The organism is Pediococcus acidilactici DSM 20284 (assembly GCF_000146325.1).
Lineage (GTDB): Bacteria > Bacillota > Bacilli > Lactobacillales > Lactobacillaceae > Pediococcus > Pediococcus acidilactici.
The window spans coordinates 276,720-291,682 of sequence record NZ_GL397067.1 but is presented as its reverse complement, the minus strand read 5'-3'; the positions used below and the strand labels follow the sequence as shown (position 1 = coordinate 291,682).

The 14,963-nt window shown below is 39.6% G+C and carries 23 protein-coding genes and 1 tRNA gene; all 24 read right to left on the bottom strand.

Translation table 11 applies throughout. The features are described 5' to 3' along the window. Positions 1-621: a Gp15 family bacteriophage protein gene (locus tag HMPREF0623_RS01535; RefSeq protein WP_004165787.1), complete on the bottom strand. Its 621-nt coding sequence runs from the start codon at positions 619-621 to the stop codon at positions 1-3. Between the two features lie 2 nt (positions 622-623). Next, the gene (locus HMPREF0623_RS01530) at positions 624-1,178 is read right to left on the bottom strand and encodes a hypothetical protein (RefSeq protein WP_004165786.1); all 555 of its coding nucleotides are present in this window, start codon (positions 1,176-1,178) and stop codon (positions 624-626) included. Positions 1,179-1,247: 69 nt separating this feature from the next. Next, positions 1,248-1,505, bottom strand: a complete 258-nt coding sequence (locus tag HMPREF0623_RS01525; RefSeq protein WP_126130478.1) for a phosphoenolpyruvate synthase — start codon at positions 1,503-1,505, stop codon at positions 1,248-1,250. Between the two features lie 73 nt (positions 1,506-1,578). Then, a complete protein-coding gene (locus HMPREF0623_RS09240; protein WP_004165783.1) occupies positions 1,579-2,166 on the bottom strand; it encodes a phage tail tube protein in 588 nt (195 codons plus the stop codon). Between the two features lie 15 nt (positions 2,167-2,181). Next, complete coding sequence (locus HMPREF0623_RS01515) at positions 2,182-2,598, bottom strand: hypothetical protein (protein ID WP_004165782.1); 417 nt, start codon at positions 2,596-2,598, stop codon at positions 2,182-2,184. Beyond that, on the bottom strand, positions 2,591-2,971 hold the full coding sequence (locus HMPREF0623_RS01510) for a minor capsid protein (RefSeq protein WP_004165781.1): 381 nt from the start codon (positions 2,969-2,971) through the stop codon (positions 2,591-2,593). Before HMPREF0623_RS01510 ends, HMPREF0623_RS01515 begins: the two co-directional genes overlap by 8 nt. Then, the gene (locus HMPREF0623_RS01505; RefSeq protein ID WP_004165780.1) at positions 2,968-3,345 is read right to left on the bottom strand and encodes a putative minor capsid protein; all 378 of its coding nucleotides are present in this window, start codon (positions 3,343-3,345) and stop codon (positions 2,968-2,970) included. Before HMPREF0623_RS01505 ends, HMPREF0623_RS01510 begins: the two co-directional genes overlap by 4 nt. Continuing rightward, entirely contained in the window at positions 3,338-3,739 is a 402-nt protein-coding gene (locus HMPREF0623_RS01500; protein WP_036671210.1) for a head-tail connector protein, read from the bottom strand. The genes HMPREF0623_RS01505 and HMPREF0623_RS01500 overlap by 8 nt, the downstream gene beginning before the upstream one ends. 61 nt (positions 3,740-3,800) lie before the next feature. Further along, on the bottom strand, positions 3,801-4,754 hold the full coding sequence (locus HMPREF0623_RS01495; protein ID WP_004165778.1) for a phage major capsid protein: 954 nt from the start codon (positions 4,752-4,754) through the stop codon (positions 3,801-3,803). 13 nt (positions 4,755-4,767) lie between these two features. Next, positions 4,768-5,346, bottom strand: coding sequence for a phage scaffolding protein (locus HMPREF0623_RS01490; protein ID WP_004165777.1), 579 nt, complete (start codon positions 5,344-5,346; stop codon positions 4,768-4,770). A gap of 123 nt (positions 5,347-5,469) precedes the next feature. Further along, positions 5,470-6,519 (bottom strand): gp4 family protein, encoded by a 1,050-nt coding sequence (locus HMPREF0623_RS09235; protein WP_004165776.1) that lies wholly within the window; start codon positions 6,517-6,519, stop codon positions 5,470-5,472. Next, positions 6,516-8,045, bottom strand: a complete 1,530-nt coding sequence (locus HMPREF0623_RS01480; RefSeq protein ID WP_004165775.1) for a phage portal protein — start codon at positions 8,043-8,045, stop codon at positions 6,516-6,518. The genes HMPREF0623_RS09235 and HMPREF0623_RS01480 overlap by 4 nt, the downstream gene beginning before the upstream one ends. An 11-nt stretch (positions 8,046-8,056) precedes the next feature. After that, the gene (locus HMPREF0623_RS01475) at positions 8,057-9,355 is read right to left on the bottom strand and encodes a PBSX family phage terminase large subunit (RefSeq protein WP_004165774.1); all 1,299 of its coding nucleotides are present in this window, start codon (positions 9,353-9,355) and stop codon (positions 8,057-8,059) included. Next, positions 9,352-10,059, bottom strand: coding sequence for a terminase gpP N-terminus-related DNA-binding protein (locus HMPREF0623_RS01470; RefSeq protein WP_004165772.1), 708 nt, complete (start codon positions 10,057-10,059; stop codon positions 9,352-9,354). Before HMPREF0623_RS01470 ends, HMPREF0623_RS01475 begins: the two co-directional genes overlap by 4 nt. 231 nt (positions 10,060-10,290) lie before the next feature. Further along, positions 10,291-10,485 (bottom strand): hypothetical protein, encoded by a 195-nt coding sequence (locus HMPREF0623_RS01465; protein ID WP_004165771.1) that lies wholly within the window; start codon positions 10,483-10,485, stop codon positions 10,291-10,293. 73 nt (positions 10,486-10,558) lie between these two features. Further along, positions 10,559-11,035, bottom strand: a complete 477-nt coding sequence (locus HMPREF0623_RS01460) for a TIR domain-containing protein (protein ID WP_004165770.1) — start codon at positions 11,033-11,035, stop codon at positions 10,559-10,561. After that, a complete protein-coding gene (locus HMPREF0623_RS01455) occupies positions 11,019-11,876 on the bottom strand; it encodes a macro domain-containing protein (protein ID WP_126130477.1) in 858 nt (285 codons plus the stop codon). The genes HMPREF0623_RS01460 and HMPREF0623_RS01455 overlap by 17 nt, the downstream gene beginning before the upstream one ends. Before the next feature lie 234 nt (positions 11,877-12,110). Continuing rightward, positions 12,111-12,183, bottom strand: a tRNA-Asn gene (locus HMPREF0623_RS01450). 347 nt (positions 12,184-12,530) lie between these two features. Beyond that, the gene (locus HMPREF0623_RS01445; protein ID WP_143121384.1) at positions 12,531-12,809 is read right to left on the bottom strand and encodes an ArpU family phage packaging/lysis transcriptional regulator; all 279 of its coding nucleotides are present in this window, start codon (positions 12,807-12,809) and stop codon (positions 12,531-12,533) included. Between the two features lie 213 nt (positions 12,810-13,022). Next, positions 13,023-13,433: a hypothetical protein gene (locus HMPREF0623_RS01440; protein WP_004165767.1), complete on the bottom strand. Its 411-nt coding sequence runs from the start codon at positions 13,431-13,433 to the stop codon at positions 13,023-13,025. A gap of 343 nt (positions 13,434-13,776) precedes the next feature. Then, positions 13,777-14,082, bottom strand: a complete 306-nt coding sequence (locus tag HMPREF0623_RS01430; RefSeq protein ID WP_004165765.1) for an HTH domain-containing protein — start codon at positions 14,080-14,082, stop codon at positions 13,777-13,779. 11 nt (positions 14,083-14,093) lie between these two features. Then, on the bottom strand, positions 14,094-14,519 hold the full coding sequence (gene ssb, locus HMPREF0623_RS01425) for a single-stranded DNA-binding protein (RefSeq protein ID WP_004165764.1): 426 nt from the start codon (positions 14,517-14,519) through the stop codon (positions 14,094-14,096). Beyond that, on the bottom strand, positions 14,512-14,718 hold the full coding sequence (locus HMPREF0623_RS01420; protein ID WP_004165763.1) for a hypothetical protein: 207 nt from the start codon (positions 14,716-14,718) through the stop codon (positions 14,512-14,514). Before HMPREF0623_RS01420 ends, ssb begins: the two co-directional genes overlap by 8 nt. Before the next feature lie 14 nt (positions 14,719-14,732). Then, positions 14,733-14,960: a helix-turn-helix domain-containing protein gene (locus HMPREF0623_RS01415; RefSeq protein WP_004165761.1), complete on the bottom strand. Its 228-nt coding sequence runs from the start codon at positions 14,958-14,960 to the stop codon at positions 14,733-14,735. Between the last annotated feature and the right edge of the window lie 3 nt (positions 14,961-14,963).

Sequence of the window (14,963 nt, the reverse complement as noted above, 5' to 3'; positions counted from 1 at the left end):
CTATCCCTCCTTCTGCTTTTTAGCTCGCATTTTTGCCAAATAAGCAACCTTATGTGGTAAATCCATCTCTGCAAATGCTTGGTTCTCGCCATCTTTTTTTAGAGCATATTTACGTTTCATCTCGCGGTAATAATCTTTCTGTTCGTCTGACATATCGTCCGTAATCTTAACGCCGCGAAAAAAGACAGCCTGACCAAACGGGGTCTTGCTGTCTAAATTAGAAAATAAGCTAAGAAAATCATGCCAACGCAGGTTTGCAATAACCTTTTTATCACGGATATTGATGTTATACTGCTGGAGTATGCTGGAGTAAATCAAATCATTATCTTGATCAAAGTCATAGTTCTTAGGCTTAGTAAAATCTTCAGCAGACTGTTCGCCATTCGAAATTTTTTGATCATAAATAGCTTTAACAACCTTGGCTTTTTTAACAGCAGGTTGCTCAATTTGACTGTCCGGCTTAACTAGCATTCGATAAGCCACATCTATTTTCTCTGCTTCGGTTAATCCATCATCTTGCATTAACTCAAAATATAAAAATACAGCTGGAACACTTACGTTACAGTCATATTTGACCCCCTCGACTTCGACAAGGTCTTGAACAGCTTCTAATAATTTCATGATTAATCATCATCTTCATTGTCCGTTTTATCGATTTCTGCCAGCTTCTTAATATACGTTTCACGGTATTGATAAATATCATTTTCGCGATTAAATTCCGTCATGATTTGAAAAATAATTTTGGATAAAGCGATTGTGTTCCGGTCAACTAAATTGTAGAGGTCGTTCCCAGTGCCTTCGCCAAATAAGTAGTCTAAGAAGTCAATAGCTGATTTCTTAGTGTGAATATCAAGCTCTTTGTTATTCTTGTCGACTTCACTTTGAAACTTAGCAATCGTGGCTTGGCGTTTCTTAAATTCTTCCTGGTTGCTCATAGGGTTATCAGTAAGCTCACGCTCATCGCGTTCTTTTTCAATCTTGTCAATCTCATCTTGGTAACGTTTGATTACCATTTCTGTTGAATCGCCTTTTTCGTCCTCAAACTTAGTAATGGCATCATATTTTTTATTAATACGAGCTCTTGATTTGTCGGCCAGTGATAAGGTATATGTTTTAGCGCCAATCTTAAACTCAATTTTGGTTGCTGGTAATTCCACATCAATTACATGTTTTGTCATTACGTACGCTCCTTCTTAATAACCGCCCCATTAGGTATTGTGAATTTCATCGGCGATTAAATTATTAAATTAGTCTGTAGTTACTGTCACATCGATTGTTGATTTATCTGATAAAGTTGCTTTACCGCCGGTAACTTTGCCGTCACCATCAACTGTTAACGCTAGTGCGGTTAGCGACACTCCGTCTTTACCATTTTTCCCATTGGTTCCATCTTTACCAGCGGGCCCTGGGGTAGTTGATGCTGTAGCGATGCCTTGTTCCATGTTGTTTAATTTGGTTGAGGTGATTGTGTCACCTGCTGCCCAGTTATTTGGTGTGTATGCCATTTTTATCATTCCTTTCTTGATTAATTAGCAAGTTTTGCGCTCCCTACAACAGCTGTTCCTGCTGTAGGGTCGGTTAGTTTGGGTCCGATCCATTGGGAACCAAATCAACGTGGAGAATGTCCTTGTTTTGACAAGGATTATCATTTTGCAACGCATCTAGTTCCGCTGCATCGTCCTTTGCTTTAAGCACATGTGGCTTAGCATTGTACGTAATCGTGCACTTAAAGCTACCATTATCATCGGCAGCCCCACCACCGGCTTGGATATCTGAAACGGTTGCTTCACCATCGTAAGCACGAGTAGCTTGAAGCTTGTTATCATCGTTTAGGATGTATTCAATTCGCCGGAATTGAACGACACGTGACTTGCCAGTCTCACTATCCATATCAGCAATAATGTCTTGGGCAGTATTTCCAATAGCACGGTCACCAGTCACATCTAGTGAGAATGTAACCCCAGTTACTGTAGTCCCTTCTGAACCGCCACCATCGTAGTAAGCCGCTGTTTTCTTTTTATCGGTAGGTTTAAAATCAACTTGGGTAATCCCATTTCCTAAGAAAAACCATTCTAAATCACCATTGGCTGTTGGTTTAGCAATCCAATGCTCGTTTAAATAGTTATTTAAAATGTCACCTTTAACATCTTTGTATATGCTTGCCATAATTACTCTCCTTTATTAAATAATCACAGTCACTTCAAAACTTCCTGAAATAACCGCACGTTCTATTCCTTTATCATTTACAATTCCCTGATAAGTTGGGTTATTTTTCATGGACGAACTGACAAAAGAAAAAGAACCCGACAAACTTTTCAGATTGTTAGGTCCTCTTATTTCCATTAAATCCATAATTTCGTTCAATAAATTAATCGCTTTAAGACTATTAGTATCTTTAACTGAAATCGTAAATAAATAATGCTTTTTGCGTCTGCCGTCATAATATCTTTGACCAGGACTTCCTGCCCCCATTAGATAAGAGATTGAATTACCCGGCTTGATGCTGTCGCCTAAAGCAATATCTTCGGGTAAATCAATGTTATTCGTAATGTACGTTAAGATTGAGCGCTCAACATCCTTTTTAACTTCTTTATCCATGGAGCATCGCCTCCACAACCACATTCTCTAAAACGCCCGGATGATCGTTAAGCGCTCTTTGGTCCCATTGTGGACCTGCTAGTGGGTGGCGAGCTGTACCGTACACCAATGGCTTACCAGTGGCGTGCTTAGGCTTGTTGCCTTTCATCGCCTGCCCCTGATAAATGTAATTAGCATATTCCAGTGGATATTCAATGTAGGTTGTCCCCACACTTGAATGGATTGTCGGGCTAGCCGCTGTATCACCACTTAAATATGGGACATACGGGTCTGATATTGATACTAATTCTTCAGCAGCCGCTTGCTTTGCTTTTTCAGTCTGCTTTAGCATGTTAAAAATCGGCTGAATATTAACTTCACTTTTAGCTTTCATTGTAGAGTCACCTCCCAATGATTAATGCCGTTGTCACTATATAACGAGCTAACAGCTTGGACGTTTGCACTAAAATCCGAATAACCGTCACTCCATTCAACTAAATCACCATTATTAGGTATTTTGTCTAGCGGAAATGAATGCTCAGCATCTATATACAATGTATACGTCCCTTGGATAGCTGTTACTGTTCCAGCCGTTCCTTCAGTAATTGACGCCAATCCTTTATTGCTATCAACTCGGCACTGGCTAATTGTGTAGCTATCAGTATCAGCGTCCACATCTTGCCAATTATTTGCATCATTAATTGCATTAGCGGGCGTAATTTTGACATCATGAATTAGCCATTCTAGTGGCATGCCTTCATCAATCATATTGGCCCACTCCTCTGTACAATAATCCCGTAGGTGCTAAATATTCGATTGCTTGTTCTGAAACCATTGCTGTAGCTTTACTCAAGCTAACGTGGCTATAGTTCTTAGTTGTATTGCCGATATGAATACTGGTTACTTGGCCTTCACCTGCTAATTCGCTTGCGCTACCTAAATCATTAAAATATTCGATTTGGGCACAAATAGAATTCTTAACATTGGTACGGTCACTATCTAATGGCATATCATCTAGTGTGTGCGTATCAAAGAAGGAATCGCAGTACTTATTAATTTGTCGTTGAGCTTTTACTGCAAATCGCTTAAATAGCTCATCATTTTTAACTTCAGCACCACAATAAACATCTTTGTAGTACGTCTTATCAACCATTAAATCCAAATAACCACCTCCTATTCAGCTAATACAGCTGAATCAGCTTCACCTTCACCAACTACGGGATTTACGCTTTTGGGGAATCTCCTCCAACTTTCGTGCGTGCTGGAGTGTCATTAGGCGTTGCCGTTGTTCCCTTTGGCAACACAGCCGCAACTGCTTCATCTTTAATAACCATGAAAGCAGGCGAGAATGTAGCTTTGATAGCAGCCATATCACGCTCTGCTAGATTAATTGGTAATCCATCTTCGCCTAGCACACCGCTAAGTGTTGCTTCTGTGAGTACTTCGTATTCAATCCCGCCAAGGATACCGTAGTAAACTGAATTCCAATCAGCTAGAATTTCGGAAACTTTTGTGCGATCCAAAGAACCGGACGGAGTCCATGAAATTGGGAGTCCTAACACATCAGCAGTGGTCCCACTATGAGCATCGTTAAAGATTGGTGAACCATTGTTGTCCTTTGTAGAGCGATATTTAACTTTCTGTGCCCGTGGCGCAACAATTGCATTGGCATCTAAGTCTTGCGCTTCAAGCAATGCCATTGCTTTAGAAATATCATCATACTTATTACCACTTTCTTCTACTGTTTGCTTAACTAAAGCGGCCGAACCTAAAACACTTTGGGGAAATGGATTGTCATTGCCTGTCAAAACAGCATTATCGAATTTCTTATAAAATGCTTCAGCAATTTCTGCTTTCATCAAATCGAAGAAGTTAGTAACCGAGTATTTTAAATTTTCTTTTGATGTGGGAATAATGACACCCATCTTGTGGGCTGTCATACTACCTTTCATCCAGGTAGGTTTACTCGTGCTAATCTTTTGACCTTCATCTACCCAGTAAGCACCAATCCCACTCATGAAGCTAAATTCTTGCACTGGTTTAGTCATTGGTTGAGCCTTAGCAACCTTCATAATCGCCGAGCCACTCTTAACCTCGGTAATAATATCTGTTGCTAAATTAGTTGGAATGCTTCCGGTTCTCGCATCTTGTAACGTAGTTGTATCTGGATCGAACATGTTAATTCCTCCTCTAAATAATTCTAAATTTATTCAAATCAGCAGCTTCTTGACTTGGAGTTGCTACATCATTACTGCCACCCGTGCGGTCGCCACCAACTGTTGGATGTGACGATGGTCCAGATGGTTGGGCTGGCTCATCCAAATTAAACAGATAATCATGGTCGGCCTTAATTGTTTCAATTTGCTCGTTAATCCCTTTGAGTTTTCCATCTTCGAGCTTAATGGTGTCTTTATCCAAAAATGGAAGAACTGCTTTAGAATCTCGAACGTTAGCATCCCTCAAAGCCAACTCAATTGCATTATCACGTTGTGCTTCGTGTAATTGATTTTTAGCATCTTCATCATGCTGTTTAATCTCATTTTGCAAATCGGCAATCTTTTGATTAAGTTTCTGACTGTTGCCAGCTTCTTTTGAAAGGCTGTCAATTTGACTATCACGATCCTCAACTTTTGATTGCAACGAAGCATTTTCCGTTTTAACATCATTCAGTTCTACTTTGATTGGGTCAATATCCGCATTGTAGAGCTTCATAACTTGATTAATCTGTTCTTCGTTTAAGCCAATATCTGTCAACTTACTTCTTTCCATAACAATCTCTCCTAACGTTATTTATTACACGGCAACGACCGCGCGAATTGATTGCATAAAAAATAAGCCTTTTAATGCCATGCTTAGGGCAAAATAAAAGACGACTAACTTGTTACCAGCTAATCATCTCAAAATGTTTTTCTCTAATTCTGGACGGCGCCGTAACCCACTGGCTTTCTGTAATTCATGGAGCTGTGTTTGCTTATCTCTCAGTCTCATCTGATAGTGCGCCTTGCCAATACTATCGTGCAAGTTGTCTGAAATTCTAACATGATTCTTAAGCTGACGAATCTCGCGTTCATACTTGCGTTGTTGTTGAGTTTGTTTATAAACTTTGGCATTCAAATCATCGTCAATATTAGGCGGGTTATAGACCGCTCCATCATTAGCGACTGGCATTAGATGATGGTGGCAATTGATACCCAAGATACCAGCAGCCTTGCCGTAACTTGTAGAGTAGAAAGACGGATATTTAGGGTCATTATCAAGCATCGAATATCGCTTGCCTTGATACGGCGCACACAGCGGACGCGCACCAGCATGGGCACTAATATCAACGTACTGTCCATTATCTTTAATGCGTTGCAACGTTTCTTCATTAGCTAGCCGGTTGGCTTGAGTCTGAACCACTGTTCGTACGTAAGTTTCTGGGCTCCATTGTTTTCCCGCCCGGTCGATTAAGGCTGGTATTCCATTATCAGACCATTGGTGGAGTGCTTTACCAATCGCTTGCTTTTTTGTTACTTTACCAAGCCGATATTCATTAGTAGCTGAAGTGATAATGTTGCGAATTCCATCCACGGCGTTCTTAGACATGTTTCTGCTGGCTAGTTTAAGATACGAATCTGTGTTTGCTAAATGCTGTTTTACTAGGTCACCTGATTTTTTAACCACCTGACCGTTATGTTCTTTTAGCCAACTATCCAATGGGTCAATATTATCTTGTCCCGCTTGTTTAATATCAGCATGAACTTGGCTTTTCATCTCTTTAGCATATTTAACTAATCCTGTCGCATAATTCTGAACGGCATAATCATCCCCATCAATATCATCTTGATTGGCTTTGGCAGTCATTGAATCAATAATGTATTCAATGATCTGCTGTTCAACATCAATATAGTGATCAACAACTGGTTGCGAATATCGATCTAGTTGCCATGGATTTAAGCTCATTCTTCTTCACCAGCAATATCGGTCATGTCACCTTGCCCAGGCTCTTCGCTCTGCAGTTGTTGCAAATAACTCTTGGCTTCATCATCAGTTAAATTGAAGGCCTGTTGAATAGCTTGCAACCGTGGCATTAATGGTTTGTTCCCAGAGGCCTGCATGTAATATGCCAAATTTTCGTTGCGATCTTGAGCAATCGAATCATCAAAGTTAACTGACACATTAACATCCAGGCTGCCACTATATTCGCCATGGTCATGACCGATATCTAAAATTAGATGCACTAACTGGATTAACGCTTCTTCAATCATAGTTTCATGGTCATTTTTAGTATGGTACGTCTCACTGTTTTGACTGATAACTTCAGTGGCAGTTTGGACGCCATTCTCATCCATAGTAAATGCTCCGGGACTCAATCCAATCTGGGAGGCATAGATTCTTAACACGCCATTTAGGGCGGATATGATATCTTCTTGCCGTAAACCTAAAGTAATATCTTCTGGCTTAGCTGGGGCATCACCATTTGAAGCATCCCACTTGAAAGCTTTATAAACTTCCTCATCCAAATCGACAGCATAATCAACTTTTCCAGTCATGGGGTCCGTATTACGTTTGAACATCGAAGTTGGTGCAATAATCCGACGTTTACCCATGCGAAACTCTTGAAATAACGTATCGTAGATTTCATCAAGCGTTCGTAATGTATCAATGGCATTCGCATATGGAGGGATGCCGATTGGACTGGTCATATCCTTGTTGTTAGCAACATTAGGTCGTAAATAAATGAATGGCGCTCTAGAGTACCCAGTAAACTCCCATGACTTTGCTAAATCAGGATATACCGTTGATAACGGTACTCGCGAACCGACATCATTAGCGTTGATAGATTGATAAAGCTGGTTGGTGACAATGTAACTATTATCATCCCCGGTTTTCTTTTCATACCACGTAAATAAAGTGTAGTATTTACCATTTTGCGTCGACGTTGATACAATAGCCGCTTCACTCACGCCATTAGAATCGGTGCTGATTGGGTAGAATGCGTCAGCAGTCGCAAAGTTAATTTTTAAGCCATCATTCCACTGCGGAAGTATAACGATACCACCTACCCCAAACATGTATTCCAACCACCGGGGGAATGTCTCATTGAAACGATTGTCCTTTAATACTTTATGGACGTATTCATTGGCTGGATTATCATAGGCTTTACTATCTTGTGAAGGGTCAACATCTTCAAACGATACATCCACTTTTGCTTTTTGGTTAAACACCAATGAGGATAATTTCTTAGCGGTAACCTTCGGCATGTTTAGTAATTGCCGATGTACAACCGCGGTCTGTCCATTTATATTTCTGAACGTCCGCACTTTCCATTCCGGATTGCCTTCGTATAAACGTTGATACTTCTTAATACGTGCCACGTCTAGATCACTAATCATTACCTTCTTATGGTCTTGTACCTCATTTAGTACTGGTAACACATTCATTCTTTGCAACACCGCCTTTGTCTTTGAGATTAAGTTTTCTGGCATTCAGTCCACCTCTATTCATATCGGCTGGTAAAGTAATTAGCTGCATATCTAGCTTCATCCATTGCATGATTATTCATATCAACTGGCTTCCCAGTGTTTTCATCGCGAACATACATCCCTAACTCCTTAATGAAGTGATAATGGCTATACAAATCACTGTTTGGCTCTACTAGGCGGAACTGTTGGTTGGTCATTAAGTTCTGTAGGCGTTCAATCCCTACTTCAATGCCACGAACAGAACCAACCTTTTCATTACCGTTGTTATTGGCGGGACTACTCATGATGCCTAGCTTCTCAAGTTCAGCACGCAATGTTTTAGCCGCTGGATCAATTACGATATCAGAATAATATAATTGGTACTTCTGGTGACACCAGTTAATAAACTGGCGTAATTCTTCCGCATACGTCGACATTGCTTTAGTCTCGCCTGTCTCGGTTCCAGAATGATAGTAATTAGCGACTCGATTAAGAACAAAACGCGCGCCATCACCGTCAACCACGCGAGTGACAATGTTGCAACTCAACGTAGTAGCATCGTTCTGACCGGCATCGCCAGCAAAGAACATCTCCACTGGTTCGCCAACTAGTGCTTGGTCGGTCATATCCTTATCATCAAACATTGAGTAGATAACACCTTGTGGCATTACTCGGAGCCCTAACCAGTCACGCTTGTAACGATATGGATTTCGTTTTAGTTGTTCTTCCATTTCCTTCAAGCGTTGTTCTGACATGACGGGGTTATCACTCATTGTCCAATGCAACCAGTGAGCGCCATATTCTTTAAACGTTTCGATGATTGGGTCATGCGGCGCCGGCGGGTTTAAGTCGGCTAAATGATAGCGAATCTTAGCTGCTGCTGTCCGTCGAAATGATTCATCAATGAACTCCTTATCTAGGAGATTCATTTCCGAGTAAGCAACCGAACCAAGCGACAACCCTCGAATTGAATTGGCACTGTTCGACTTTCCACCACCCTTGAAGTAAACCTTTTTCTTCCCGGAAGGCAAATCAATTTCTAAATGGTCACCACCACGGTCACGTCGTAAATGTGAGACGCCATCAAAGATGTAAGCAAGTCCTAGCCCATCGCCTTCGATAAACAGCTTGTAAGCTAATTCTTGGTTATAAGCACTCACCAAATGTGTTTCGTTAGGTGAAACCAAATAAAAAAGCGCTAAACGCGCATCATCAGCAGCTGTCTTACCAGCACGGATTGAACCCTCATTGACATCAAACAGATGGTCAAATGGAGAAAAGATAAAACTAGCTTGTTTGGGTGAGTAATTAATATTCTTGATAAACGTCTTCATTCTTTATCCTCCTCTTCTTTATTGACCAATTGTTGTGCTTGTTTAGCCATTGCTAACAAGATTGGATTATCCTCACCTTTGCCTTGCAACTCGTCTGCTTTAATCTTGGCAACATCTGCCTCAGCTTGAGCACGGCGTCCTTCATCACTGATATGCAACAGATTGGTAATGCGGTCGAGTGAGTTCAGCATGGCGTCTGAGTTAGCCTTTTTAATGCCTTGCAAGAAGATGTCTGCCTTGGCTTCGTCATGGACAAACGTTAATGAATCAACAACACTGTCCAACGACCATTCATGTTTAGCAGCCACTTCCTGCTGAATCTTAACAATTCTTGCATTTATTTCAGGACGTTTACCAAGTCTAGACGCCGACGACATGATTGACTCCAACGATTTGCTTTTAATATCAAAGGCCACCATATAAGCCCGATATAACGGCAATCTCTGCCCGCCAACCAACTGACAGAACAATTCCTGTGACGGACTTAACTCGTTATCCGCACCCTCATTTTTGTGTGCACCCTTTTTCACTTTTGTGTGCACCCTTTTTTCAGGTGGGGATGCACCCTTTTTGGATCCACGTTGCCAACCATAACGGTTCTTCCACGATTTAACGGTATTAATCGAAGCATCGTACTTATCAGCAATGTCCTTGTACTTCATACCAGAGAGATAATCTTTTTCTGCTTGTTCTAGCTTTCTCATCACATATCACCACACCTCCATTTGATTAAACAAGTCACTGATAGTAAAATCAGTTAAGGAACGAACATATAGCTTGCCATATATAGGCGATGCCATATTCCTTGTCGTAGCAATACTGATCCTTTTTCTTATGAAAGAAGGTGGTATTATGGAAATAACTTTGTTAGACAACTTATTAAGTGTTTTAACGTCGATTATCACCATTACGCCAACATTTACAAGGATGGCAGGCTATGTGCTCGTTTTTTTGTTCCAATCAATCTTAATTGTTTCTCTTTCTTTTTTAGGCATAATAAAAGGACGGTCCATTTTAGGATCGTCCTTCTTTTTTTGCTTTAACCATTTTTCTAATTTAGCATCAGCTGCCGTCCATTCCGGCGTTTCATATCCGTACTTTGAATGTATTAGTTTTACAATGGCTATCACTCCCTTAATTTCATGTACAAAAAAAGACAGCCTAAGCTGTCAATTTATTAAACTTTTATTATAGTTTATAAATTTAGTTTTCGTAGTAATATGCTCCAGTTTTACCAGCTTTTCGGTATTTCTTATCAAAAGTAGGCCAATTTTCCATAGCGTGTTTAATAGCTCTTTCTTTATATGGGACGAAAACTGCTAATTCGCCCTTTAAACTTGAAGGCACTAAATTATCTTCTTTTTCAGAACCGTTCAAATTAACTGCAATTATAGGCAGTTCCAACCTAATCGCTGTTTCAATTTCCCATTTCACAAATTTTGTTAAATACTTAGTATGCTCTCCTATTAATAATATAAATAGTTTAGAGTTTGCAAACCGTTGTCTTAAACTTCTCTTAATTGATTCTTCAGTACTTGTATCCCTGGAGCTGTGCAAATCATGAGCGTCACTAATTTCGAAGTCAAAATTAGGATTTTTATTCCACGCTTTCATTAAATAGTAATATTTAATGTCATTATCGCCATCAAAAGCAACATATACTTTATTTCTGTAAGCCATAAAATCTACTCCTTAAAAGAAAATAATTGATTTGCCTATTTGTATCCTTATCTAAAAGTATCATAAGTTTAGTTGGCTTCTTAAATTTAATCCTGCGTAGTTTAAAAGTCCAGAGGATCGTGTCAAGTATTTCCGTTGCAGAATATCTATCATGATCCAACCTAGTTATTCCAGATCCAAAGAGAGTAATAACCACTGTTTTTCCAGCATATAACTCATCTATTTCGTCCCAAAAATTAACCAGAAACTTAATGTAATCTTGAATAGATAAGTAAGCTCTATTTTTGCTATCAAAATGGGTTAACGCAGTCAAAAATATATCATCTGAGAATTTAAAGATTGAACCTAATTCGTACTTTATTTTTTTCCCGGATTCTCTAGTACTATCTTCTCCTAATTTATGCCTGGTTGACAATCTTTTATCTGAATCAATAGCTTTATCTAACGACAATACATTATTTACATGCTTATCTATAAATTGTCCATTTAAAGAACCGTGTGATATTACATTATCATCAACTTCTGTATCAAAATATTCATTAAAAGCAAAAACCTTTATTAGTTTCTTATTTTCATATATATCGTTACTAAAAATATCTCCTTCTCTTATTATTATTTCTGATTCTCCAACATTTAACCTTGCTTTCCACAAGATATTAGCTTTAATTAACTCAAATAAGAAGAAAATAATCATAAGAACAACAAAGGCGCATAACATTTTCACTCTGATTGCTTCTTCAATATCTATAAAAGATATTAAAGCTCCTAAAAATCCAAAGACCCATCCTCCGGTGGCTGATATTTTTTTCCATAGTTCGCCATTAAATATTCCAATCTTCATTACCAATAACCTCATACAAATTAGATATTAACTGTAATTATCGCATTATTGGAATGAAAAAAACAACGCTGAAATTGAAAAACACAAGGCTTCGGTATTTCTAGAAAATAAGGCCGATATCACTATAATTATTGATATTAAAACTTTTAAGCATTTAACCATAATCTTGCCCATCCTCCCCCTCATCAAAAAAGACATAACCACTTGGCTATGTCTTAGCAATTAATATCGCAACGTAGGTGGCAGGAATCGAACCTGCGACTTCCTGATTAACAGTCAGGTGCTCTACCAACTGAGCTACATCTACAATTTGCCGAAGGATTGAGACTAGTTGGCAAAATATACAAATCTAATTGGAGAAACGCGATAAGGAAATCTATTAATTGGTATCCCTCAATCCTTCGACAATATCATTTTACCGCCGTTTCTCCTCAAAAAAGTCCGATAAAAATCCGATAAAAGTCCTACAAAAATCCGATAAAAGTACACCAAAAGTCCGATTTTTTGCGTTCACTCGTATTCATGTAGGTCTGTCTCTCCAAAAGTTTGGTACTCGTAGGCGTCAGCAAAGGCGTTTAGCGCGTATCTCTTATAATCGTTGTACCTTGATCGCGTCATATGTAACCTTCCCGAACACCAGCTCACCGTGCGATTTTAGATTACATCATAAGTGATGATGTCTTGTGATCGCATGTCTAGCGATCTAATTGCATTAACCACTTTTTCATATTCGACCTGCTGTGCGATGTAATCGGTTATCTTTTCTTCTGCGTTATTACCTGCTGCTTGTGACTTGGGCATCCCATCAATGATTACCGCTCGAATGCCGGTCGGATTGTTGCCGGCACGTCTGCAAATCCCTGGATAATCTCTTTTGAAAAAGTCCTTAACCCGCCACATTGTCCCTTTAGTATTAATCTTAGGTATTGCCAAAACGTCCATCCCCCATAGTCTCCTGTGTGCTATAATTAGATTATTGGTTGTCCTCATAGCAATTGGCTGTGGGGCTTTTTTTGTTGCTAAAAGAAGAATTGACACAAAAACACAATCCCTCTTATTACTGAAATCAACGCTGCCCAGCATAGTAGTATGCCGATTACAAGTTCCGTTAATCCTACTGCTAGTTGAAAAAGTCCCTTCATAACGCTATCCTTTCCAATCCGCAATTATTGATGTAATAGGAGACATATAATTGCCTAAACTATCACATGCAGATATGGTCATTATGATTGCGACAAACCATAGTAGGAAAGTCATAATTGCACCGATCCATGTCACTATTTCTAAACCAACGTCATCGACATATCCGTCTATATCAGTATCAAGAAAAGAAGATTCTGGTCCTCCGTCATTTCGCCATTTTTTGTAGTTTTTAAACCACTTTATCCAGAAAATGAGTGGAATAATAACAAAAATAATTGCTAGTGTCCCGCATATAAACACATAAAATAGCTGGCTTTGTTGATACTGACGTATTATTTGTTTAGTTATTTGTGGGGCGGACTGCAATCCGTTATTTAGTGTGTTAATTAATGCATTAATCGCTCTATCTTTCATTGATTTCTCTCCCATTCTTTCGATTTCCGGTAATCCCATCGTTTAACAATCGACAAAATGTCAAATAACAACATCAGGCATATCATTAGTCCTTTTTCTGTCATTGAAACATCCTTCATAAAGATGTCTATTGTCGCGAGGATGGCGAACAAATCAGCCATCAAACTTTCTAAACCGCCATTCCATGCAACTGTCTGCAGTCGTTTATAAAACCTTTTAAAAATCTCCATCGTTCTCATCCTAACTAAGTAAAAATAGTGCCAAGGCGATCGTAATCATCGCACCTGCTGGATGTGATATTAATAGTAACAGCACTCCTACCATTGCCAGTCCGATTATCAACTTATCCATGTTCTTCCTCTTGCTCCTTTTCCCGTAGAAATATAATGTCCTTTCTGACGGTCGAAATATCACAGTTTAGTTCTTCAGCAATTTCTTTTCTGGTATAATCGTCCATCAACTGTTTGACTGCCTTCCGCCGATTAACAGTTCGTTTGTTATTAGATCCCCAATTTTTCAGGTCGTTATTGCTGTTTGGAATGCCCATTTGTGCCTCGTGCATTAATTGAGTATATGTATCAACATCCCCCATATTTAGATAATAGGCTGCCTGTTCCCGCAAGCGTTGTCTCTCTTGAAATGTAGTCATTTTTCAACCTCCTAGAACGGTAAATCTTCATCGGTGATATCAATTGACTGTCCGCCATTAGCGAACGGATCTCCTGGCGTTGATACTTGCCCTGCGTTATTTTGCTGATGTTCTTTCGGCTTTGAATCCAGCAACGAGAAGTTTTCTGTAACAACTTCGGTAACATACACTCGTTGTCCTTGTTGGTTTTCGTATGAACGGGTTTGAATCCGGCCATCAATGCCAACCAACGAACCTTTGTGAGTATAGTTGCAGAAAATTTCTGCCGCCTTTCGCCACATTACGCAGTTGATGAAATCCGCTTCGCGTTCACCCTGTGAGTTAGTAAACTGGCGATTGACTGCTAGGTTAAAGCTAGCGACCGCTGCGCCATTGGTTGTGTACTTTAGTTCGGGGTCTCTCGTTAATCGCCCGACTAGTACTGCTCGATTAATCACCTTCTGTCTCCTCCTTTTCTTTTACCCACTCCGCAATCTTGTTAATTGTTTCTAAGCGGGTATTTTCTTCTGTAGTAAGCTTCTGTTCTGTTAACTTTTTCAAGAGCAACGGTCCAGCCATGATATACAATTTATAGCCCAAATCCATTAACATATCTGTTTGGCCATCATGGTAGCCTGATTTGTAATCACCAATCATTTGTAATTACCGCCCTAGCCTTTCTCAATCTCGTCAAGCGTGTACTTAGCTTCCCTTTTAGTCACAGCCTCCATACCTTCTCGTGTAACAACTATTTGTTTACCAAATTTACGAATTGTGCCTGCTGGGAAGCGTTCTGGGTACTTGTTATAAATTGTCCGTACATAATCCTTTTGCTTGCCCCACATTAAGCTAGCTTCTTTGCTTCCGATGAGGTCTGGTGTGTTTAAATCAATTTTCATTTT